Origin of the sequence: Pseudomonas sp. H3(2019), assembly GCF_007713465.1 — a bacterium.
GTDB lineage: Bacteria > Pseudomonadota > Gammaproteobacteria > Pseudomonadales > Pseudomonadaceae > Aquipseudomonas.
This window is the reverse complement of the sequence record NZ_VMSG01000001.1, coordinates 197,079-218,559: the sequence shown is the minus strand read 5'-3', so window position 1 is coordinate 218,559 and position 21,481 is coordinate 197,079. Positions and strand designations below refer to the sequence as shown.

Below are 21,481 nucleotides of genomic sequence, written 5' to 3'. Positions count from 1 at the left end.
GGATAAGCTGACGAACCTGATACGAATTCTCGACAACCTGCGGCCGCCCCCGGAGAATAGTCGCCTGCCGACAGGAGTTCTTATGCGCCGTTTGCTTTTTTCACTGTTGATACTCTGCACTTTGCCCGCTTGGGCAGACGGCCACGACCAGTTGTACAAGGTCGCCGGTTGGCCAGACCAACGCGCGCATTTTAACGATGCCCTCACTGCCGCCCAGCAACGCTACCAAAGCAGCCTGCCGCCCGCGGTGTTTCAGGCGCTGGTCAGTAACAGCAACCAGCGCTTTGCCCCGCAAGCCATGGACCATCGAGCCGAAGCGCAACTGCGCAAAAACCTCGCCGACCCTGCACCTGCACTGGCGTTTTTCCAGTCGCCACTGGGGCGCAAGATCATCGCCGCCGAACTGCTGGCGACCCGCCGCGACCAGTTGGCGAAGAACGCCAAAGGCCTGCCGAAAATCGAAGCCAGCGACACCCGTCAGTTGATCATTGGCCATTTGGCCCAGGCACTGCCAGCGCGCGAAGCCGGAGCCGAAGTCAGCCTGGCGATTGCCGGCGTAGCGGCCGACAGCCTGAGCCAGATGATCCCCGGCCTGCTCGGCGGCGGTCAGGCCCAAGGCATGCTGGACGGCCAGCGTCAGCGCTTGATGGATCAGATCGGCTCCGACCTGAACAACACGTTGCTGTATGTCTATCGCGGCTTATCGGATGACGAACTCGAGGAGTTCGCCACCTTTGCCGAGTCCTCTGAAGGCAAGGCCTATTACCGGGCGGCGCTGGCAGCGATTCGGGCGGGGTTGGCGGTGGGGCAAAGTACCTCGAGCCTTAGCCAGTAAGCTTCTGCGTCTGGGAGATCGCCATCGCGAGCAAGCTCGCTCCCACAATTAACCGCGTATTTACTGACGACTCGGTCCAATGTGGGAGCGAGCCTGCTCGCGATGGCGTCATAACAGTCGCTAAAGATTTCGCCCTTTAATGCGCTTGGTCAAAAAACCGAAATACTCCTCGCGCAACGCCGGGATTTCATTTGCCAGATGATGGCGGGCTTCGGGCAGTTTCAACACCTGCGGCCGGTCGAACTTGCTCCCCAGCACTTCAAGGTTGTGCTCCCAATCCACCGTCATGTCCGCTTGCCCCTGGACGATCAGTGGCCGACGACTGCTGCGCGGAGCCGCTTCAATGCGCTTGATCCACCGCGCCAGCGCCCCGACCCACACGCTCGGCAAACGCAGCGGTTGCAGCGGATCGGCTTGCAGGAATGGCAAGAACGCCGGGTCATTGGTGTTCTCGCTGAAACGCCGGGCGATGCCTTTGACGAAAGGCTTCATCAGGTAATAGCTGAAGTGCGACCAGCCCCAGGAGCGCGGCCGAACCAGCGGCGCAAGCAGTACCACCTGCCCTTGCGCGGGGCTGTCCGCGCCAGCGTTCAACACATGGTCGATGACAATTGCGCCGCCCGTACTCTGCCCACAGAGGTGCCACGGTTGCGGCAGGTCCAGCGACCGCGCCTCAGCAAACAACCCTTGCAGCGCCGCTTGATACTCAGCGAAATCCTCGATGCTCGCGCGCGCGCCGCTGGACAACCCATGCCCCGGCAAATCACAGGCGATCACCACGAACCCCTGATCCAGCGCCCATTCGATCACATGCCGGTAAAGGCCCATGTGATCGTAGAAACCATGGAACAGGAACATCGTCGCCACCGCCCGCTGCGGCCACCAGACCTGGCTGACCAACTGATAGTCACCGACCTTGAAGCTGCCGAGCCCGCGTTTGACCGGGACGCTGCGCTGCGGGAAATCCAGCCCGTAAAAATGCTGATAAGCCTGCGCTTCCTCCGACAACGGCTGCGCCTCGGCCAAAGGCCGCAGGCTGGCACGCAGATGATCGGGGTCGAAGGTGGCAGGCATCACGGGGTTCCAGGCAAAGCGCAGTGCGCAAAACAGACTTTATGGGCCTGCGATATTCATCTGTCGCGGCAAGCATGGCAAGCTACGCGACCTTCGAGGATGGTTCCGTATGCGCCCGCACTACCGCACGACACTGCTTGCCAGTCTGCTCGCCCTTGTGTGTGCCGGCGTGTTGTGGACCGCCTATGACTGGTTTCAGGGACGCTACCTGCGAACGTTCAGCTCACACACGGCGTTGTTTTCAGGCGATCCGCTGAACCTTCCCGCCAACCTGGCAGGCCCCGGTGCGATTCGGGTCGTGCATTTCTGGGACCCGGCCTGCCCGTGCAACGTCGGCAATCAACAGCACCTGGCCGAACTGCTTGAACATTTTGTGCCGCAAGGCGTTGAGTTCTATGCCATCCAAAAGCCCGGCAGCCAGGGTCAGTTACCCAGTACCTTGAGCCGCCTGAAAACCCTCGATACCTTGCCAGGCTCCGAACAAATCCCCGCCAGCCCAGCGGTCGCGATCTGGGACCGCAGCGGCAAGCTGGCGTATTTCGGGCCCTACAGCGAAGGCCTGACCTGCAACTCCAGCAACAGCTTTATCGAACCGATCCTCCAGGCACTGAGCGAAGACCGCCCGGTGAGCGCCACACATACCCTCGCGGTGGGCTGCTACTGTCCATGGGCGAAGACGGATGAAACTCACTAAGGCATTCCGGACTATTCGAGCAAGGTAATGCCCGACGCACGAGGTCTGTGCTAAATCTTGACGCCCCAGGCTGGCGACAACCCCGAAGAACAAGGAGTCACCATGAAACGCGTCCTGACCCTATTGGCCCTGCTACTTGTCGTCCTCGCGGCAGGCGGTGGCTGGTATGTGTACAGCAAGCAACCGACGCGTCAAGGCCAGGTGGAGTTGCAACGCCTGCAAGGCTCGGTGACGGTGCGCTACGACGAACGCGGCGTGCCGCATATTCGCGCCGAGAACGAAACCGACCTCTATCGCGCCCTCGGTTACGTACACGCCCAGGACCGGCTGTTCCAGATGGAAGCCATGCGCCGCCTGGCCCGTGGCGAGCTGGCCGAAGTCCTCGGGCCGAAACTGATCGACACCGACAAACTGTTCCGCAGCCTGCGCATCCGCGAGCGCGCCGAAAGCTACGTGGCCGCACTCGACCGCCAGTCTGCGGCGTGGAAGGCCCTGCAAGCTTATCTGGACGGGATCAACCAGTATCAGGACACCCACGCAGCGCCGATAGAATTCGATGTGCTGGGCATCCGCAAACGCGCGTTCACTGCTGAAGACAGCGTCAGCGTCGCCGGCTACATGGCCTACAGCTTTGCCGCGGCGTTTCGCACCGAACCGTTACTGACCTATGTGCGCGATCAACTGGGCAGCGATTACCTGAATATCTTCGACCTCGATTGGCAACCCAAAGGCGTGCTGGCCAAACGTCAGTCCAGCAAAGCCCCGGTGCTCTCCACCGCTGACTGGAAAGACCTCAACGCCATTGCGCGCCTGAGTGAGCAAGCACTGGCCGACAACGGCCTGCCGCAGTTCGAAGGCAGTAACGCCTGGGTGATTTCCGGCACTCGCACCCAAAGCGGCAAACCGCTGCTGGCCGGTGATCCGCACATTCGTTTTTCGACGCCGTCGGTGTGGTACGAAGCGCAACTCTCGGCGCCAGGTTTCGAGCTCTACGGGCAGCATCAGGCCCTGGTGCCTTTTGCCTTCCTCGGCCACAACCTGGACTTCGGCTGGAGCCTGACCATGTTCCAGAACGACGACCTCGACCTGATCGCCGAGAAGGTCAACCCGGACAACGCCAACCAGGTCTGGTATCACGGCAAGTGGGTCGACTTGGTCAACACCGAGCAGCAGATTGCCGTGAAGGGCCAGGCAGCGGTCACGTTGATCCTGCGTCAATCGCCCCACGGCCCGATCATCAACGACGTGCTCGGTGCCAGCGTCGGCAAGACACCGATCGCCATGTGGTGGGCGTTCCTCGAAACCCAGAACCCGATCCTCGAAGGCTTCTACCAGCTCAATCGTGCCGACACCCTGGCCAAGGCCCGCGCGGCGGCAACCAAGGTTCATGCGCCGGGGCTGAACATCGTCTGGGCCAATGCCAAGGGTGACATTGGCTGGTGGGCGGCGGCACAACTGCCCAAACGTCCGGCCGGGGTCAAACCGTGGTTCATACTCGACGGCAGCACCAATCAGGCTGACAAGGAAGGTTTCTACCCGTTCAGCGCCAACCCGCAGGAAGAAAACCCGGCGCGCGGCTACATCGTCTCGGCCAACTTCCAGCCGGTTTCGCCGACAGGCATGGAGATCCCTGGCTACTACAACCTGCCGGATCGCGGTCAGCAGCTCAACCGCCAGCTCAGCGACAAGAGCGTGAAGTGGAACATCGACGCCAGCCAGAAACTGCAACTGGGCACCACCACCGACTACGGTCCTCGCCTGCTGGCGCCGCTGTTGCCGGTACTGCGTGAGGTGGTCAGCGACCCGCAAGAGCTGCAACTGGTGGAGCAACTGGCCAAGTGGAAAGGCGATTACCCGGTGAACTCCACCAGCGCCACACTGTTCAACCAGTTCCTGTTCAACCTCGCCGATGGCGCACTGCACGACGAACTCGGCGACAGCTTTTTCGAGACCCTGCTCTCGACCCGCGTGATCGATGCCGCGTTGCCCCGGCTGGCTGCCTCCGCGGATTCGCCGTGGTGGGACAACCGCAACACACTCGGCAAGGAAACCCGCGCCGACATCGTCAAAGCTGCGTGGCAGGCCAGTATCGCCCACCTGAAAACCACCCTCGGCCCTGACCCGGCGCAATGGCTATGGGGCGATGCCCACACCCTGACCCACGGCCATCCGCTGGGCATGCAAAAGCCGCTGGATCGGATCTTCAACGTCGGCCCGTTCGAGGCCCCCGGCAGCCACGAAGTGCCAAACAACCTCTCGGCAAAAATCGGCCCGGCGCCATGGCCGGTAACCTACGGCCCGTCGACCCGACGGATCATCGACTTCGCCGACCCGGCGCACGGCCTGACCATCAACCCGGTCGGCCAAAGCGGCGTGCCGTTCGATTCACACTACGATGACCAGGCCGAAGCCTATATCGAAGGTGTCTACCAGGAGGCGCATTTCAACGAGGAAGAGGTCACGGCCAACACCCGCAGCACCCTGAAGCTGTTGCCGGCGCGGGTGGCGCAGTAGCTCGAGATTTCTGTTGGTCGGGCTGCCGCCATGGACGCTCTGCGTCCGCCGTTGAAGCGTGACGCGGAGCGTCACAGGATGCGTTCCCACGCAGAGCGTGGGAACGATCATCTTGCCGGGGTTAAGCCGCTTCTGGCGCCTGTGCGCGGCGTACGTCCGGTTGTTTCCAGGAGTCCGCTGCGCCCTCTTCGATGGCTTGCTGGATCGCACGCTTGCGACTTTCTTCAGCACGGCGGCTGAAGAACCAGACCAGGAAGGTCATGATCGACACCGCCAGCAGAATCAGGCTGGCCACGGCGTTGATCTCGGGTTTCACGCCCAGGCGCACAGCCGAGAACACTTCCATCGGCAAGGTCGTGGAACCCGGGCCGGAGACGAAGCTCGCCAGCACCAGATCGTCCAGCGACAGGGCGAACGACATCATGCCGCCGGCGGCCAGCGAGGGCGCGATCATCGGGATGGTGATCAGGAAGAACACCTTCCACGGCCGCGCACCGAGGTCCATGGCCGCCTCTTCGATGGACAGGTCCAGCTCACGCAAACGTGCCGACACCACCACCGCCACATAAGCGGCGCAGAACGTGGTGTGGGCGATCCAGATGGTGACGATGCCACGTTCCTGCGGCCAGCCGATCATCTGCGCCATCGCCACGAACAGCAGCAACAGCGACAGACCAGTGATCACTTCCGGCATCACCAACGGCGCGGTGACCAGGCCACCGAACAGCGTGCGACCCTTGAAGCGGGTCACGCGGGTCAGCACGAAGGCGGCGAGGGTGCCCAGCGCTACGGCGGCAATCGCGGTGTAGCAGGCGATTTCCAGCGAGCGCAGCACCGAACCCATCAGTTGGGTGTTGTCCAGCAGGCCGACGTACCACTTCACCGACCAGCCACCCCAGACCGTCACCAGTTTCGAGGCGTTGAACGAGTAGATCACCAGAATCAGCATCGGCAGGTAGATGAACAACAGGCCGAGCACCAGCATCAGGCTGGAGAAACGGAAGCGCTTCATTCTTTACCCTCCATTTCCTTGGCCTGACTGCGGTTGAACAGAATGATCGGCACAATCAGGATCGCCAGCATCACCACCGCCAAGGCAGACGCCACCGGCCAGTCACGGTTGTTGAAGAACTCTTGCCAGAGCACTTTACCGATCATCAGGGTTTCCGGGCCACCGAGCAGTTCCGGGATCACGAACTCACCCACCACCGGGATGAACACCAGCATACAGCCAGCGATGATGCCGTTTTTCGACAACGGAACAGTGATCTTCCAGAAGCTGTTGAAGGTACTCGAACCCAGGTCTGAAGCGGCTTCCAGCAAACTGTTGTCGTGCTTCACCAGGTTGGCGTACAGCGGCAGGATCATGAACGGCAGGTACGAATAGACCACGCCGATATAGACCGCCAGGTTGGTGTTGAGGATCTGCAGCGGCTCATTGATCCAGCCCATCGACATCAGGAAGCCGTTGAGCAGGCCGTTGTTGCTGAGGATGCCCATCCACGCATACACGCGGATCAGGATGGCGGTCCAGGTCGGCATCATGATCAGCAACACCAGCACCGTCTGTATCTCTTTGCGCGCACTGGCAATGGCGTAGGCCATCGGGTAGCCGATCAGCAGGCAAAGAATGGTGCTGAACAGCGCCATCTTCAGCGAGCCAAGATAGGCGGCGATGTACAACTCGTCGCCGCCCAGCATCGTGTAGTTGCCCAGGTTCAGCAGCAACTGGACCTTCTGATCGACGTAGCTGTAGATCTCGGTGTACGGCGGAATGGCCACGTCGGCTTCGGCGAAGCTGATCTTCAGGACGATGAAGAACGGCAGCATGAAGAACATGAACAGCCAGAGGAACGGGACCCCGATAACCAGATGACGACCCGCGGGAATTATTCGACTGAGTTGCCGCGTGAGCTTTCGTGTGTTCATGAGCGCAATACCACGCCGCTGTCATCTTCCCACCAGACATAAACCTGATCGCCCCAGGTAGGGCGCTGGCCACGACGTTCGGCGTTGGCCACGAACGACTGCACGATCTTGCCGCTCGGCAGTTCGACGTAGAACACCGAATGCCCACCGAGGTAGGCGATGTCGTGGACCTTGCCGCTCGACCAGTTGTGTTCGCAGGTCGGCATTTCTGCTGTCACCAGCAGTTTTTCCGGACGAATCGCGTAGGTCACCGACTTGTCTTGCACCGAGGTGCTGATGCCGTGACCCACATAGATGTTGCGGTCCAGGTCCTTGCAGGTAATCAGCGCATGGCCCTCGGCATCGTCCACCACTTCGCCTTCGAAGATGTTGACGTTGCCGATAAACTCGCAAACCAGGCGGCTGGTAGGGGTTTCGTAGATGTCAATCGGGCTGCCGATCTGGGCGATCCAGCCCAGGTGCATGATCGCGATGCGCTCGGCCATGGTCATGGCCTCTTCCTGGTCGTGGGTCACCATCACGCAGGTCACGCCGACGCGCTCGATGATTTCCACCAGTTCGAGTTGCATTTGCGAGCGCAGTTTTTTGTCCAGTGCGCCCATTGGCTCATCGAGCAACAACAGCTTCGGACGCTTGGCCAGGGAACGGGCCAGCGCAACACGCTGACGCTGACCACCAGAGAGCTGGTGCGGCTTGCGCTTGGCGTACTGGCTCATCTGCACCAGCTTGAGCATTTCGGTCACGCGGGCGTCGACTTCAGCTGCCGGGATCTTGTCCTGCTTCAAGCCGAAGGCGATGTTCTGCGCCACAGTCATGTGCGGGAACAAGGCGTAGGACTGGAACATCATGTTGATCGGACGCTCGTATGGCGGCATCTCGGTGATGTCTACGCCGTCGAGGAAAATGCGCCCCTCCGTGGGCCGTTCGAATCCTGCCAGCATGCGCAGCAAGGTCGATTTGCCCGATCCCGAACCGCCGAGCAAGGCGAAGATCTCGCCTTTCCTGATTTCCAGGGACACATCGTCCACGGCAATCGTCTCGTCGAACTTCTTCGTGACCCGGTCGATTTTGACCAGCACCTGTTTCGGTGTCTGGTCGCCCTCGAGGGCTTTCTTATAGGCGCCGGAGGCAACTGCCATTTACGAAACTCCCAACAAAATTTGCAGTTCACCCAATACAGGCGAACCTTGGATAGTCTGAGCCTTTGTCACTATTTACCCGACTTGACCTTGGTCCAGCTGCGGGTCATCAAACGTTGTATCGTTGGCGGCAGCTCGACCGACACGTAGGTCTTGTCGAGGACCGCTTGCGGTGGATACACCGATTTGTCGCTGCGAATCGACTGCTCCATCAGCTTGTCCGCCCCGGGGTTCGGGTTGGCGTAGCCGACGGCGTCACTCACCTGAGCGATCACTTCAGGCTTGAGTACATAGTTGATGAAGGCATGGGCCTGTTTGACGTTGGCGGAGTCCTTGGGAATCGCCAACATATCGAACCACAGCGCGCCGCCTTCCTTTGGAATCGCGTACGCAACGCTCACGCCTTTTCCGGCTTCGGCAGCACGGGCCTTGGCCTGGAAAATATCCCCGGAGAAACCGACCGCGACACAGATGTCGCCATTGGCCAGGTCCGAGATGTATTTGGACGAGTGGAAGTAGGTCACATAAGGCCGCACTGCCAGCAACTTGGCTTCAGCCTTTTTGTAGTCGTCCGGGTTGGTGCTGTTGGCGTTCAGGCCCATGTAGTTCAGGACCGTCGGCAGCATTTCGTCGGCCGAGTCGAGGAAGGCCACGCCACAACTGCTGAGTTTCTTGATGTTCTCGGGTTCGAACAGCACGGCCCAGGAATCGATCTTGTCGACGCCGAGCACCGCCTTGACCTTGTCGACGTTGTAACCGATGCCGTTGGTACCCCACAGGTAAGGCACCGCGTACTGATTGCCAGGGTCGTTCATTTCCAGGCGCTTGAGCAGCACCGGATCGAGGTTGGAGTAGTTCGGCAACTGCGACTTGTCGAGTTTCTGGAACGCCCCGGCCTTGATCTGCTTGCCCAGGAAGTGGTTGGACGGCACGACCACGTCATAACCGGTACGCCCGGCCAGCAACTTGCCTTCCAGGGTTTCGTTGGAATCGAACACGTCGTACACCGGCTTGACGCCAGTGGCTTTTTCGAAATCGACGAGGGTGGTCTGCCCGATGTAATCCGACCAGTTATAAATATGCACGGTGGACGCAGCTTGAACGCTGACGGCGAGCGTCAGGCCGACGCCGACCAGCATGGCGTTGCGAAATAAAGAAACAGGCAAGTGAAGGTCCTCTAAAATAGTTGGGCCCAAGTTGCCCAGCGTTACGTGACAGCCATGGCTGCCTGGCAACAAAACCGGCGCGCAACTTACCCTCGATAAACCTTTCCAGCAAAACTTTCTGTCATTTAATTATTCCTGCTGCCGCCGCCAGAGCGACAACGGCAACAGGTGATTGCCTCAAACCGGCTTATTTACCCGATTTGATCTTGGTCCAGCTACGGGTCAGCTCACGCTGGGTAGCGGCTGGCAAATCGGCGATTGCATACAGCTTGGCTTGCACATCGGCAGTCGGGTAAATGCCCGGATCCGAGGTGATGTCCTTGTTCACGTACTGAGTGGCTTCGGCGTTGCCGTTAGGGAAACGCACGGCGTTGGTGATTTCAGCCATCACTTTCGGCTGCAACAGGTAGTTCATGAACTTGTAGGCACCCTCGACGTTTTCCGCATCTTTAGGGATAGCGACCATGTCGTAGAAGCTGCCGGCGCCTTCTTTCGGAATGGCGTAGCTGACTTTCACCTTGTCACCGGCTTCGGCGGCACGGGTTTTGGCCTGCTGGGCGTCACCCGAATAGCCGACGGCTACGCAGATGTTGCCGTTGGCCAGATCCGAGATGTACTTGGACGAGTGGAAGTAGGTGATCGAAGGACGAATCTTCAGGAACAGCTCTTCAGCCTTCTTCAGATCTTCCTTTTTCTGACTGTCGGTTGGCAGGCCCAGGTAATGCAGGGCGATCGGCAGCATTTCGGTCGGCGAATCGAGGAAACTCACGCCGCAGCTCTTGAGCTTGGCAATGTTCTCCGGCTTGAGCACGACATCCCAGGAGTCGATTTTGTCGATGCCCAGCGCGGCCTTGACCTTCTCGGCGTTGTAACCGATACCGATCGAGCCCCACATGTAAGGGAAGGCATGCTTGTTGTCCGGGTCGCTGACAGAAACCGCCTTGAGCAGCGACTTGTTCAGGTTGCCGTAGTTGGACAGCTTGGACTTGTCCAGTTCCTGGTAAACACCAGCCTTGATCTGCTTGGCCAGGAAGTTGTTGGACGGCACAACCACGTCATAACCGGATTTGCCGGCCAGCAACTTGGCCTCGAGGGTTTCGTTACTGTCGAACACATCGTAGACGACCTTGATCCCGGACTCTTTTTCAAAGTTCGCGATGGTGTCCGGTGCGATGTAGTCGGACCAGTTGTAAACGTGCAGGACTTTATCGTCGGCCTGGGCTGCCCCAGCCATCACGCCCATCAGGGACAAGGCGAGCAGTGTCTTGCCAGTTTTCTTCAAACCTAATGCCTTCATGCGTAATGCTCCAATTATTCTTTTTAACCACATTATTTTTGTGAACCAAAATCCAGCGGCCGATTCCCTGGCAACTCAAACAGCGGATAGTCTGGCAAGTTACAAGGCAGGCTTTCAAGGAAAGACCCAACCTTTGTGCGCCCTGAGCGAAGTGCCAGCCACGGACCTCGCTCAGAGCCTAGCACTTAGCTTTGCAGCGCACTCAGGGTCAGGTCCAGGCACTTGCGCGCCTTGGTCACCAGTTCATCGATCTCGGTTTTGGTGATGACCAGTGGCGGAGCGATGATCATGGTGTCGCCCACGGCGCGCATGATCAGCCCGTTGTCGAAGCAGAACTGCCGGCAGATCATGCCAACCCCCTTACCGACATACCGCGCACGGGTCGCCTTGTCCTGAACCAGTTCGATAGCCCCCAACAGACCTACCCCACGAACTTCACCCACCAGCGGGTGATCGTTCAGTTCCCGTAGACGCTTTTGCAAATAAGGTGCCGTTTCTGCACGAACGCGCTCGATAATTTTCTCTTCGCGCAGAATACGAATGTTCTCCAGTGCCACCGCAGCGGCGACCGGGTGCCCGGAATAGGTGAAACCGTGGTTGAAGTCGCCCCCTTCGTTCAGTACCTCGACCACTTCGTCACGCACGATCAGCCCACCCATCGGGATGTAGCCGGACGTCAGGCCTTTGGCGATGGTCATCATGTCGGGCTTGAGGCCGTAGAAATCGCTGCCGAACCACTCGCCGGTACGACCGAAACCACAGATCACCTCGTCGGCCACGAACAGGATGTCGTACTTGGCGAGGATTTCCTTGATGCGCGGCCAGTAGCTGTCTGGCGGAATGATCACGCCGCCGGCGCCCTGAATCGGCTCGGCAATGAACGCACCGACCGTGTCGACGCCAAGTTCGAGAATCTTTTCTTCCAGCTGGTTGGCGGCCCAGATACCGAACTCTTCGGGGCTCATGTCGCCCCCCTCACCGAACCAGTACGGCTGCGGGATGTGAACGATGCCCGGGATCGGCAAGTCGCCCTGCTCGTGCATGTAAGTCATGCCGCCCAGGCTGGCGCCGGCCACGGTCGAGCCGTGGTAGCCGTTTTTGCGGCTGATGATGACCTTCTTCTTCGGCTGGCCCTTGATCGCCCAGTAGTGACGAACCATGCGCAGCATGGTGTCGTTGCCTTCAGAGCCAGAACCGGTGAAGAACACGTGGTTCATGCCTTCCGGCGCGATGTCCGAGATGGCCTTGGCCAGTTCCAGTACCGGTGGATGGGCGGTCTGGAAGAAAAGATTGTAATAAGGCAGCTCGCGCATCTGTTTGCTGGCAGCATCGGCCAGTTCATCGCGACCGTAACCGATGGCCACGCACCACAGACCGGCCATGCCGTCGAGGATCTTGTTGCCTTCACTGTCCCAGAGGTAAACGCCCTTGGCGTTGGTGATGATCCGCGGGCCTTTCTCCTTCAGCTGTTTGAAGTCGCTGAAAGGCGCCAGGTGGTGTTCGCGGCTCAGTGTTTGCCATTCACGGGTTTGCGGGTTCTTGCTGGTCATAAAGCTCTCCTGGTTGGGTGAGAGTGCGGCTTTTCAGGGCCGCACCCGGCGCATCAGACGGCAAACAACAGGAACTCCCGCTCCCACGAACTGATCACGCGCTTGAAGTTTTCATGCTCGGCCCGCTTGACCGCGACGTAGCCAGTAATGAATTTTTTGCCCAGATACTTCTCGATGGTCGCGCTGTGTTCCATGCGTTCCAGTGCGTCTTCGATGGTCAGCGGCAGACGCAGATTGCGTCGCTCGTAACCCCGTCCAACCACGGGTGCGCTCGGGTTGATGCCTTCCACCATGCCGATGTAACCGCAGAGCAGGCTCGCGGCGATCGCCAGGTAAGGGTTGGCATCGGCGCCCGGCAGGCGGTTTTCCACCCGACGGTTTTGCGGGCCTGCGTCCGGGACTCGCAGGCCGACGGTGCGGTTTTCTTCGCCCCACTCCACGTTCACCGGCGCCGAGGTATCCGGCAGGAAGCGGCGAAACGAGTTGACGTTGGGGGCGAACAGCGGCAACAGCTCGGGGATGAACTTCTGCAAGCCACCGATGTGGTGCAGGAACAGCTCGCTCATCGTCCCGTCTTCATTAGAGAAGACGTTTTTGCCGCTTTCGATGTCGATGATGCTCTGGTGCAAGTGCATCGCACTGCCCGGCTCGCCGGTCATCGGCTTGGCCATGAAGGTCGCGGCCACGTCGTGCTTGAGCGCCGCTTCGCGCATGGTGCGCTTGAACACCAGGATCTGGTCGGCCAGGGACAGCGCGTCGCCGTGACGGAAGTTGATCTCCATCTGCGCCGTGCCGTCTTCGTGGATCAGTGTGTCCAGATCCAGCTCTTGCAGTTCGCACCAGTCGTAGACGTCTTCGAACAACGGGTCGAATTCGTTGGCCGCTTCAATGGAGAACGACTGACGACCGGTTTCCGGGCGACCGGAGCGGCCAATCGGCGGCTGCAACGGGAAGTCCGGGTCTTCGCAACGCTTGGTCAGGTAGAACTCCATCTCCGGCGCCACGATGGGCTGCCAGCCCTTGTCGGAATAGAGCTTCAGGACTTTCTTGAGCACGTTGCGCGGCGACAGCTCGATCGGGTTGCCCTGCTTGTCATAGGTGTCGTGAATCACCTGTGCGGTCGGCTCGATGGCCCACGGCACGAGGAATACCGCGTTCGAGTCCGGGCGGCAGATCATGTCGATGTCGGCCGGGTCGAGCAGTTCGTAATAGATGTCATCTTCGACGTAGTCGCCCGTCACTGTTTGCAACAGCACACTCTCGGGCAGGCGCATGCCTTTTTCGGCAATGAACTTGTTGGTCGGCGAGATCTTGCCACGGGTGATCCCGGTCAGATCGCCAATCATGCATTCGACTTCTGTGATCTTGTGGTCTTTCAACCAATCGGTGAGCTGGTCGAGGTTGTTACTCATAAATGCCTCTGGGCTGAGTGTCCTGACGTCTTTAAACGTCAGGCGTTGTTTGACGCATCCGCGTCGCGTTGTACTGCACGCTTGCCGGCGCGTATCAACGAAAGGGTGGTGGCGTCGCGTGCAGGATCATGAGCAGTTCCCGGCGTGCTGGCAGGACCGCTATAGTGAAAAGGTTCTACAGTAGAAGAAGAGCCGGTAAACAGGATGCCATCCAGACCGTCAATAATATCGGTCGGATCGAGCAGTTCCGCCAGTGACGGAAGTATCGACGGCAGGTCCTTGGCAACGGTGGCCGCTGCGCGGACGTACTTATCGCGGGTGATGTGATAAGCATGCAAACCGATCTGTCTTGAGCAGTCGGTGACGCCGATTAACGGCAGGCGAGACATGAAGCACCCCGGTATTATTGCTGTTATGGGTTTGATTTGAGCTTAGCGTTGTTCATTTTTTTACACAACACCCCCGTAAAAAATACAACACGCCCCGCTCAAGCCTGCGGCCGCCAAAGACCCCGAAGGCACAAAAATGCCCCAAAGCGCCTCAAAAATGCCCTTCGAGCGCTTTTTTAGGGCAAAAAAGGCCTCGCTTGACTTCGGCATGCCGTTCGGGTTGACTGGAATCCGAAAAGATCAATGATTGATATTTTTAACAACAAAGGTGTTGCATCATGTCGGTACCCCCGCGTGCCGTTCAGCTTAACGAAGCGAACGCGTTCCTTAAGGAACATCCTGAGGTTCTGTACGTTGACCTTCTGATTGCGGATATGAATGGTGTGGTGCGCGGCAAGCGCATCGAACGCACCAGCCTCCACAAGGTTTACGAGAAAGGCATCAACCTGCCGGCCTCCCTATTTGCTCTGGATATCAATGGCTCGACGGTGGAAAGCACCGGCCTGGGCCTGGACATCGGTGATGCTGACCGAATCTGCTATCCAATCCCCAATACCCTGTGCAATGAACCCTGGCAGAAGCGCCCGACCGCGCAACTGTTGATGACCATGCACGAACTCGAAGGCGAGCCGTTCTTCGCCGACCCGCGTGAAGTGCTGGCCAACGTGGTGCGCAAGTTCGACGACATGGGCCTGACCATCTGCGCCGCGTTCGAGCTTGAGTTCTACCTGATCGACCAGGAGAACGTGAATGGCCGGCCGCAACCTCCACGCTCGCCGGTGTCCGGCAAACGTCCACACTCGACCCAGGTTTACCTGATCGACGACCTCGACGAATACGTCGACTGCCTCCAGGACATTCTGGAAGGTGCGAAAGAGCAAGGCATCCCTGCCGACGCGATCGTCAAGGAAAGTGCTCCGGCGCAGTTCGAAGTGAACCTGCACCACGTTGCCGACCCGATCAAGGCCTGCGATTACGCGGTACTGCTCAAGCGTCTGATCAAAAACATCGCCTACGACCATGAAATGGACACCACCTTCATGGCCAAGCCTTACCCAGGCCAGGCGGGTAACGGTCTGCACGTCCACATCTCGATTCTCGATAAAGACGGCAAGAACATTTTTGCCAGTGAGGATCCCGAGCAGAACGCCGCACTGCGTCACGCGATCGGCGGTGTGCTCGAGACCCTACCGGCGCAGATGGCCTTCCTCTGCCCGAACGTCAACTCGTACCGTCGTTTCGGCGCACAGTTCTACGTGCCGAACTCGCCGTGCTGGGGCCTGGACAACCGTACCGTGGCGATTCGCGTACCGACAGGCTCTTCCGATGCCGTACGTATCGAACACCGCGTTGCTGGCGCCGATGCCAACCCGTACCTGCTGATGGCTTCGGTATTGGCGGGCGTGCACCACGGTCTGGTCAACAAGATCGAACCGGGCGCACCGGTCGAAGGCAACAGCTACGAGCAGAACGAGCAAAGCCTGCCGAACAACCTGCGTGATGCACTGCGCGAGCTGGACGACAGCGAAGTCATGGCCAAGTACATCGATCCGAAATACATCGACATTTTTGTCGCCTGTAAAGAGAGTGAGCTGGAAGAGTTCGAACACTCCATCTCCGACCTCGAGTACAACTGGTACCTGCACACCGTGTAAGCGGCTGTAGCAAAAAAACAACGCCGTGGGCTTCAATGCCCACGGCGTTTTTTTATGGCCGCCTTCGGCGGATCGCGAGCAGGCTCGCTCCCACTATGGATAAGTGTTGAACATAAACCTGGGGTACACCGGAGATCCTCTGTGGGAGCGAGCCTGCTCGCGATGGCGGCCGACAAGACAACACACAACCTGCCTCGTACAATGCCCGCTGCCCTGCAGGAGAGTTCAATGACGCGCACCGCCCCCCTTCGCAAACCCCGCGCACGCAGTCAGGCCCGGATCGACTCGATACTCGACGCCGCCCGCACGCTGCTGGCCGCCGAGGGCGTGGCCAGCCTGTCGATCTACAGCGTCGCCGAGCGCGCCGAGATCCCGCCGTCATCGGTCTACCACTTTTTCGCCAGTGTCCCGGCCTTGCTCGAAGCCCTGACCGCCGATGTCCACAGCGCTTTTCGCGCGTGCCTGCAAGAACCTATCGACGTCGACTCGCTGAATGGCTGGCGTGATCTGTCGCGACTGGTCGAACAACGCATGCTCGCCATCTACAGCGAAGACGCCGCCGCCCGCCAACTGATCCTCGCGCAGCACGGCCTGACCGAAGTCACCCAGGCCGACCGCCAGCACGACATCGAGCTCGGCGACCTGATGCACAAACTCTTCGATCAGCATTTCGAACTACCGACGCTACCCAAGGACGTCGATGTGTTCGCGCTGGCCATGGAGCTGGGCGATCGCGTCTATGCACGCTCGGTGCAACAGCACGGGCAGATCACCCCGCGCATGGCCGAGGAAGGGATGCGGGTGTTTGATGCTTATCTGGGGCTGTATCTGCCGCCGTACCTGCCAAAGCGCGTTATTCACACCTGATAATCGTTCCCACGCTCTGCGTGGGAACGATCGAACCTCAAAGAACTTACAACTTGGCGATCGACACCTCGGTGGATTTCACGAAGGCGATGACTTCGCTGCCGATCACCAGTTCCAGCTCTTTGACCGAGCGCGTGGTGATGACCGAGGTGACGATGCCGGACGCTGTCTGAACATCGATTTCCGAAAGCACGTCACCTTCGACGATTTCCTTGATGGTGCCTTTGAACTGGTTGCGAACGTTGATGGCTTTGATCGTCATGAGGTTGATTCCTGTCGTTGGGAGAACATTGAGTCAGTGAGCCCAGCGCAATTGCGTGGGCAAGGGTGAAACAGGTTCCGGCTCCGGCGGTGAACCCGGCAGTGACAGCACGCGGTTGAGCACTTCGGTCTCCAGCGCTGCCAACCGATGGGAACCACGAACCCGAGGGCGCGGCAGTTCGACCTGCAGGTCGAGGCCGATTTCGCCCTCTTCGATCAGCAACACCCGGTCGGCAATCGCCACCGCTTCGCTGACGTCGTGGGTCACCAGCAACACGGTAAAACCGTGCTGTTGCCAAAGGCGTTCGATCAGTTGCTGCATTTCAATCCGGGTCAGTGCATCCAGTGCGCCCAGCGGTTCGTCGAGCAACAGCAAGCGCGGCTGATGGATCAGCGCCCGCGCCAAGGCCACCCGCTGCTTCTGCCCGCCGGACAATGCGGCCGGCCATTCATCGGCGCGATCTGCCAGGCCCACGGCATCGAGTGCGTCCAGCGCCTGCTGGCGCCAGTCGCCCTTGAGCCCGAGGCCGACGTTGTCGATGACCTTTTTCCACGGCAGCAAACGCGCTTCCTGAAACATCAGCCGGGTGTCTTCGCGCGCCTCGTCGAGCCGTGCGGAACCGGCCAACAGCTCACCGCCCGAGGGTTGATCAAGGCCCGCCAGCAGGCGCAGCAAGGTACTTTTGCCACAGCCGCTGCGGCCGACCACGGCCACGAACTGACCGGCCGGAATGTGCAGATCGATCTCGCGCAGCACCTGCCGCGCGCCAAAGGTTTTTTGCAGTTTGCGCACCGCCAGCGGGATTCCGCGCAGCAGGCGTGGAGGTTGTTGAGCGGTCATGCTGCACCACCCTTGGCCACTTGATAGGCCGGATGCCAGCGCAACCAGACCCGCTCCAGACCACGCGCCGCGAGGTCGGCCAGTTTGCCAAGCACCGCGTACAGAACAATCGCCAGCACCACCACATCCGTCTGCAAGAACTCCCGGGCATTCATCGCCAGGTAGCCGATGCCGGAGCTGGCGGAGATGGTCTCCGCGACGATCAGGGTCAGCCACATAAAGCCCAGGGCAAAGCGCACGCCCACCAGAATCGAAGGCAGCGCGCCCGGCAGAATCACCTGACGGAACAGGCTGAAACCGGACAACCCGTAACTGCGCGCCATCTCGACCAAGGCCGGGTCGACGTTGCGGATACCGTGGTAAGTGTTGAGGTAGATCGGGAACAACGTCCCCAACGCCACCAGAAAAATCTTCGCCGACTCATCAATGCCGAACCAGAGGATCACCAGCGGAATCAGCGCCAGATGCGGCACGTTGCGGATCATCTGCACCGAGCTGTCGAGCACGCGTTCACCCCATTTCGATAGCCCGGTGATGAAGCCCAGCGCAAGACCGATACCGCCGCCAATCACAAAACCAATGCCGGCGCGCCAGCCGCTGATGGCCAGGTGTTTCCAGATTTCGCCACTGCGCACCAGGCTCACGCCCGCTTCGATCACTGCACTCGGTGCCGGCAAAATCCGTGTCGACAACCAGCCTGCCGACACCGACAACTGCCATACCGCCAGTAGCAGCACCGGCAAGGCCCACGGCGCGAGGCTGTGGATGAGTTTTTCCCTTCTCATGGCGCGCCTCAGCTCTGGGACGCGGCTTTGGGAAGAATGTCGTTGGCCACCATCTCGCCGAACGGGCTGACGTAACCGGCGCTTTTTGGCAACTCGGGACGCTCAATATCGAGGTGCGGGAACAACAACTCCGCGACCCGATACGATTCCTCCAGATGTGGGTAGCCCGAGAAGATAAAGGTATCGATTCCCAACTCCGCGTATTCCTTGACCCGTGCGGCCACGGTCGGGCCGTCGCCGACCAATGCGGTGCCGGCACCGCCACGCACCAGACCGACGCCGGCCCAGAGGTTCGGGCTGACTTCGAGGTTGTCGCGGCTGCCGCCGTGCAGCGCGGCCATGCGCTGCTGGCCGACCGAGTCGAAGCGCGCCAACGAGGCCTGGGCGCGGGCGATGGTGTCGTCGTCCAGATGGGAGATCAATCGATCCGCTGCTTGCCAGGCTTCGGCGTTGGTTTCACGGACGATCACATGCAAACGAATACCGAAACGCACGGTGCGTCCAAGCTTCGCGGCCTTGGCGCGTACCTGTTCGATTTTCTCGGCGACGGCGGCCGGTGGCTCGCCCCAGGTCAGGACCATTTCGACCTGCTCGGCAGCCAGATCCTGAGCCGCTTCAGAAGAGCCACCGAAGTACAGTGGCGGACGCGGTTGCTGGATCGGCGGATAGAGCAATTTCGCGCCCTTCACGCTGATGTGCTGACCGTCGTAGTCGACCGTCTCGCCTTCCAGTACCCGACGCCAGATCCGGGTGAATTCCACCGAGGCCTGATAGCGTTCTTCGTGACTGAGGAACAATCCGTCGCCGGCCAGCTCTTCCGGATCGCCGCCCGTCACCAGGTTGAACAGCGCACGCCCACCGGACAAGCGGTCCAGGGTCGCCGCCTGGCGCGCAGCCACCGTCGGGGAAATGATCCCGGGGCGCAACGCAACCAGAAACTTCAAGCGCTGGGTCACCGGAATCAGCGATGCAGCCACCAGCCACGAGTCTTCGCAGGAACGGCCGGTGGGAATCAGCACCCCGCCAAAACCCAGGCGGTCCGCCGCTTGGGCGACTTGCTGCAAATAACCGTGGTCGACGGCGCGAGCGCCTTCGGCGGTGCCAAGGTAATGGCCGTCACCGTGAGTAGGCAGGAACCAGAAAATATTAAGGCTCATGGAGTGGTCTCCTAAGGAAATCGAATTACGGCGCAGTGGCAACGGCTGCCGGTGGCGTCCAGATCACGTCTTTGATGCTCAGGGGTTTCGGAATCAATTTGAGCTGGTAGAAGCTGTCGGCGATTTTCTGCTGGGCCGCGATCACTGGCGGCGTGAGGAAATGCGCACCGTAGCCCTGGCGTTTCACCGCGGTCAGGGTGATGTCTGCCGGCAAGCCGAGTAGCGGCGAGACTTGTTGGGTGACTTCTTCAGGGTTGGCTTTGGACCATTCGCCGATGGTGCGGACTTCCTCCACCAGAGCCTTGATCACGTCCGGATGTTTTTCGGCGTAAGGCTTGGTCGCCAGGTAGAACTGATGGTTGTCGACGATGCCGCTGCCGTCGCGCAGGGTGCGCGCGTGCAGTTGCTGTTCGGCAGCGGCCTGGTACGGGTCCCAGATCACCCAGGCATCGACGCTGCCGCGTTCGAACGCCGCACGGGCATCGGCCGGCGGCAGGAATACGGTTTGAATGTCGGTGTACTTGAGACCGGCGTCTTCCAGTGCGCGCACCAGCAGGTAGTGCACGTTGGAGCCTTTGTTGAGGACGACCTTCTTGCCCTTGAGGTCCTGTACCGATTTGATCGCCGAGTCTTTCGGCACCAGGATCGCTTCGCTGGTCGGCGCGGGTGGCTCGTAAGCGACGTAGAGCAGATCGGCACCGGCCGCCTGAGCGAACACCGGTGGCGTTTCGCCGGTCACGCCAAAATCGATCGAGCCGACGTTCAGCCCTTCGAGCAGTTGCGGACCGCCGGGAAACTCAGTCCATTGCACGCTGATGCCTTGGGCAGCGAGGCGTTTCTCCAGCGAGCCACGGGCTTTGAGCAGCACCAGAGTGCCGTACTTTTGATAGCCGATTCGCAAGGTCTCGGCCGCTTGAACTTGAGTAATGACGCCGAAGGACACAGCCGCAGCAAACAGAGCGACCAGACCACGACGCAAAATGACAGGGCGCATAGCGCTCTCCTTTTTGCAATTGGGTTTTGGCTGCACCTGCTTGCCCGTTAGCGGACCAGTAAGGTGGGAATTACTTGATCAAATGCTCCAGCGAGCACTCAATAAACGCTCATTCAACAGGTTTGGGTCCAGCGGCTTGGGCCGACGGGCCATGGCACTGAAGAACTGCTCCAGCGCCTCATACAAGCGCTGTTCCAGTGCCGGTGACAACTGTGCCTGGGCACTGCCTTCGCCATAAGCGATCTGGCTGTCCTCGGCGAAAATTCCGTGGAGCATTTCCTGGGCTTTCAGCGCCGACAGCACCGGCTTGAGCGCGTAATCCACGGCCAGCATGTGGGCGATGCTGCCGCCAGTGGCCATGGGCAGTACAACCTTGTGGCTCAGGGCGCGCTCCGGCAGCAGATCCAGCACGGTTTTCAGTGCGCCGGAAAACGACGCCTTATAGACCGGCGTGGCAATCAACAAGCCATCGGCGTTTTCAATCTGTTGCAACAAGTCGATCACCTTCGGGCTGTCGAAGCGTGCATGCAGCAAGTCTTCGGCCGGGAAGTCCCGTACCTGATAACTCACCACCTCTACACCGTGTTGCTGCAACCAGCGTTGGGAGCGATCCAGCAGCACCCCGGAGCGGGAGCGTTGGCTGGGACTTCCTCCGAGTGAGACGACCAGCATGCGGCTATTCCTTAAGCGTTTCCGGCGATTCGCAGTGTGCGATCTCGCGACAATGGACAGACCTTACCAGCTGATTTATATATCCATAAATCATATTTATTTATGTGTTTATTCTTTAAATGCATATGCATGACACCGTTCTCCAGACGAAAAAAAAAGCCGTCGAAACGGCCTGCCCCCTACTGATCGTTCCCACGCTCCGCGTGGGAATGCCTCTAGGGACGCTCCGCCTCCAGTGACGCGGAGCGTC

At 59.9% G+C, this 21,481-nt stretch carries 19 protein-coding genes and 1 pseudogene; 5 read left to right on the top strand and 15 right to left on the bottom strand.

All coding sequences use genetic code 11. The features are described 5' to 3' along the window. Window positions 1-82: 82 nt before the first annotated feature. A complete protein-coding gene (locus tag FPT12_RS01060; protein ID WP_145014256.1) occupies window positions 83-835 on the top strand; it encodes a DUF2059 domain-containing protein in 753 nt (250 codons plus the stop codon). Between the two features lie 120 nt (window positions 836-955). Here the strand turns inward: FPT12_RS01060 and FPT12_RS01055 are convergent, their stop codons facing one another. After that, window positions 956-1,909, bottom strand: a complete 954-nt coding sequence (locus tag FPT12_RS01055; protein WP_145014255.1) for an alpha/beta hydrolase — start codon at window positions 1,907-1,909, stop codon at window positions 956-958. A gap of 109 nt (window positions 1,910-2,018) precedes the next feature. On the opposite strand from FPT12_RS01055, the gene FPT12_RS01050 reads away from it, so the two are divergent. Both FPT12_RS01050 and FPT12_RS01045 read left to right on the top strand, forming a co-directional pair. Further along, window positions 2,019-2,603 (top strand): DUF6436 domain-containing protein, encoded by a 585-nt coding sequence (locus FPT12_RS01050; RefSeq protein ID WP_145014254.1) that lies wholly within the window; start codon window positions 2,019-2,021, stop codon window positions 2,601-2,603. Between the two features lie 102 nt (window positions 2,604-2,705). Further along, window positions 2,706-5,117: a penicillin acylase family protein gene (locus FPT12_RS01045; protein ID WP_145014253.1), complete on the top strand. Its 2,412-nt coding sequence runs from the start codon at window positions 2,706-2,708 to the stop codon at window positions 5,115-5,117. Window positions 5,118-5,238: 121 nt separating this feature from the next. On the opposite strand, the gene FPT12_RS01040 is transcribed toward FPT12_RS01045, so the two are convergent. The 8 genes and pseudogenes from FPT12_RS01040 to FPT12_RS01005 all read right to left on the bottom strand — a co-directional run. Beyond that, on the bottom strand, window positions 5,239-6,129 hold the full coding sequence (locus FPT12_RS01040; RefSeq protein WP_145014252.1) for an ABC transporter permease subunit: 891 nt from the start codon (window positions 6,127-6,129) through the stop codon (window positions 5,239-5,241). Then, window positions 6,126-7,007: an ABC transporter permease subunit gene (locus tag FPT12_RS01035; protein ID WP_173859942.1), complete on the bottom strand. Its 882-nt coding sequence runs from the start codon at window positions 7,005-7,007 to the stop codon at window positions 6,126-6,128. Before FPT12_RS01035 ends, FPT12_RS01040 begins: the two co-directional genes overlap by 4 nt. A 35-nt stretch (window positions 7,008-7,042) precedes the next feature. Further along, window positions 7,043-8,185: an ABC transporter ATP-binding protein gene (locus FPT12_RS01030; protein ID WP_123580981.1), complete on the bottom strand. Its 1,143-nt coding sequence runs from the start codon at window positions 8,183-8,185 to the stop codon at window positions 7,043-7,045. Between the two features lie 71 nt (window positions 8,186-8,256). After that, window positions 8,257-9,351: a polyamine ABC transporter substrate-binding protein gene (locus FPT12_RS01025; protein ID WP_145014250.1), complete on the bottom strand. Its 1,095-nt coding sequence runs from the start codon at window positions 9,349-9,351 to the stop codon at window positions 8,257-8,259. Window positions 9,352-9,538: 187 nt separating this feature from the next. Continuing rightward, the gene (locus FPT12_RS01020; RefSeq protein ID WP_145014477.1) at window positions 9,539-10,633 is read right to left on the bottom strand and encodes a polyamine ABC transporter substrate-binding protein; all 1,095 of its coding nucleotides are present in this window, start codon (window positions 10,631-10,633) and stop codon (window positions 9,539-9,541) included. Window positions 10,634-10,833: 200 nt separating this feature from the next. Then, the gene (locus tag FPT12_RS01015) at window positions 10,834-12,198 is read right to left on the bottom strand and encodes an aspartate aminotransferase family protein (protein ID WP_145014249.1); all 1,365 of its coding nucleotides are present in this window, start codon (window positions 12,196-12,198) and stop codon (window positions 10,834-10,836) included. A gap of 53 nt (window positions 12,199-12,251) precedes the next feature. Next, window positions 12,252-13,610, bottom strand: a complete 1,359-nt coding sequence (locus FPT12_RS01010; protein WP_019694153.1) for a glutamine synthetase family protein — start codon at window positions 13,608-13,610, stop codon at window positions 12,252-12,254. A gap of 74 nt (window positions 13,611-13,684) precedes the next feature. Then, a pseudogene (locus FPT12_RS01005) lies at window positions 13,685-13,999 on the bottom strand (gamma-glutamyl-gamma-aminobutyrate hydrolase family protein); the annotation flags it as partial. 278 nt (window positions 14,000-14,277) lie between these two features. On the opposite strand from FPT12_RS01005, the gene FPT12_RS01000 reads away from it, so the two are divergent. Then, the gene (locus FPT12_RS01000) at window positions 14,278-15,654 is read left to right on the top strand and encodes a glutamine synthetase family protein (protein WP_145014247.1); all 1,377 of its coding nucleotides are present in this window, start codon (window positions 14,278-14,280) and stop codon (window positions 15,652-15,654) included. A 228-nt stretch (window positions 15,655-15,882) separates the two neighbouring features. Continuing rightward, entirely contained in the window at window positions 15,883-16,521 is a 639-nt protein-coding gene (locus tag FPT12_RS00995; RefSeq protein WP_145014246.1) for a TetR/AcrR family transcriptional regulator, read from the top strand. A 46-nt stretch (window positions 16,522-16,567) separates the two neighbouring features. Here FPT12_RS00995 and FPT12_RS00990 read toward each other — a convergent pair whose 3' ends face one another. The 6 genes from FPT12_RS00990 to ssuE all read right to left on the bottom strand — a co-directional run bounded on the left by FPT12_RS00990 (window position 16,568) and on the right by ssuE (window position 21,231). Then, the gene (locus tag FPT12_RS00990) at window positions 16,568-16,783 is read right to left on the bottom strand and encodes a molybdopterin-binding protein (protein WP_003213899.1); all 216 of its coding nucleotides are present in this window, start codon (window positions 16,781-16,783) and stop codon (window positions 16,568-16,570) included. A gap of 33 nt (window positions 16,784-16,816) precedes the next feature. Continuing rightward, window positions 16,817-17,623: an aliphatic sulfonates ABC transporter ATP-binding protein gene (gene ssuB / locus FPT12_RS00985; RefSeq protein WP_145014245.1), complete on the bottom strand. Its 807-nt coding sequence runs from the start codon at window positions 17,621-17,623 to the stop codon at window positions 16,817-16,819. Further along, entirely contained in the window at window positions 17,620-18,408 is a 789-nt protein-coding gene (gene ssuC / locus FPT12_RS00980; RefSeq protein ID WP_145014244.1) for an aliphatic sulfonate ABC transporter permease SsuC, read from the bottom strand. Before ssuC ends, ssuB begins: the two co-directional genes overlap by 4 nt. Before the next feature lie 8 nt (window positions 18,409-18,416). Beyond that, window positions 18,417-19,565: an FMNH2-dependent alkanesulfonate monooxygenase gene (gene ssuD / locus FPT12_RS00975; protein ID WP_145014243.1), complete on the bottom strand. Its 1,149-nt coding sequence runs from the start codon at window positions 19,563-19,565 to the stop codon at window positions 18,417-18,419. Window positions 19,566-19,590: 25 nt separating this feature from the next. Beyond that, complete coding sequence (locus FPT12_RS00970) at window positions 19,591-20,559, bottom strand: sulfonate ABC transporter substrate-binding protein (RefSeq protein ID WP_145014242.1); 969 nt, start codon at window positions 20,557-20,559, stop codon at window positions 19,591-19,593. Window positions 20,560-20,637: 78 nt separating this feature from the next. Next, window positions 20,638-21,231, bottom strand: a complete 594-nt coding sequence (gene ssuE / locus FPT12_RS00965; protein ID WP_145014241.1) for an NADPH-dependent FMN reductase — start codon at window positions 21,229-21,231, stop codon at window positions 20,638-20,640. Window positions 21,232-21,481 lie beyond the last annotated feature (250 nt).

What these genes read in the sequence shown, in the direction of transcription:
- ssuD (WP_145014243.1), bottom strand. Translation starts at nt 19,565, where the DNA reads ATGAGCCTTAATATTTTCTGGTTCCTGCCTACTCACGGTGACGGCCAT.
- FPT12_RS01010 (WP_019694153.1), bottom strand. Translation starts at nt 13,610, where the DNA reads ATGAGTAACAACCTCGACCAGCTCACCGATTGGTTGAAAGACCACAAG.
- FPT12_RS01045 (WP_145014253.1), top strand. Translation starts at nt 2,706, where the DNA reads ATGAAACGCGTCCTGACCCTATTGGCCCTGCTACTTGTCGTCCTCGCG.
- FPT12_RS01060 (WP_145014256.1), top strand. Translation starts at nt 83, where the DNA reads ATGCGCCGTTTGCTTTTTTCACTGTTGATACTCTGCACTTTGCCCGCT.
- FPT12_RS00995 (WP_145014246.1), top strand. Translation starts at nt 15,883, where the DNA reads ATGACGCGCACCGCCCCCCTTCGCAAACCCCGCGCACGCAGTCAGGCC.
- FPT12_RS01040 (WP_145014252.1), bottom strand. Translation starts at nt 6,129, where the DNA reads ATGAAGCGCTTCCGTTTCTCCAGCCTGATGCTGGTGCTCGGCCTGTTG.
- FPT12_RS01030 (WP_123580981.1), bottom strand. Translation starts at nt 8,185, where the DNA reads ATGGCAGTTGCCTCCGGCGCCTATAAGAAAGCCCTCGAGGGCGACCAG.
- FPT12_RS01000 (WP_145014247.1), top strand. Translation starts at nt 14,278, where the DNA reads ATGTCGGTACCCCCGCGTGCCGTTCAGCTTAACGAAGCGAACGCGTTC.
- ssuE (WP_145014241.1), bottom strand. Translation starts at nt 21,231, where the DNA reads ATGCTGGTCGTCTCACTCGGAGGAAGTCCCAGCCAACGCTCCCGCTCC.
- FPT12_RS01050 (WP_145014254.1), top strand. Translation starts at nt 2,019, where the DNA reads ATGCGCCCGCACTACCGCACGACACTGCTTGCCAGTCTGCTCGCCCTT.
- ssuB (WP_145014245.1), bottom strand. Translation starts at nt 17,623, where the DNA reads ATGACCGCTCAACAACCTCCACGCCTGCTGCGCGGAATCCCGCTGGCG.
- FPT12_RS00970 (WP_145014242.1), bottom strand. Translation starts at nt 20,559, where the DNA reads ATGCGCCCTGTCATTTTGCGTCGTGGTCTGGTCGCTCTGTTTGCTGCG.
- FPT12_RS01055 (WP_145014255.1), bottom strand. Translation starts at nt 1,909, where the DNA reads ATGCCTGCCACCTTCGACCCCGATCATCTGCGTGCCAGCCTGCGGCCT.
- FPT12_RS01015 (WP_145014249.1), bottom strand. Translation starts at nt 12,198, where the DNA reads ATGACCAGCAAGAACCCGCAAACCCGTGAATGGCAAACACTGAGCCGC.
- ssuC (WP_145014244.1), bottom strand. Translation starts at nt 18,408, where the DNA reads ATGAGAAGGGAAAAACTCATCCACAGCCTCGCGCCGTGGGCCTTGCCG.
- FPT12_RS00990 (WP_003213899.1), bottom strand. Translation starts at nt 16,783, where the DNA reads ATGACGATCAAAGCCATCAACGTTCGCAACCAGTTCAAAGGCACCATC.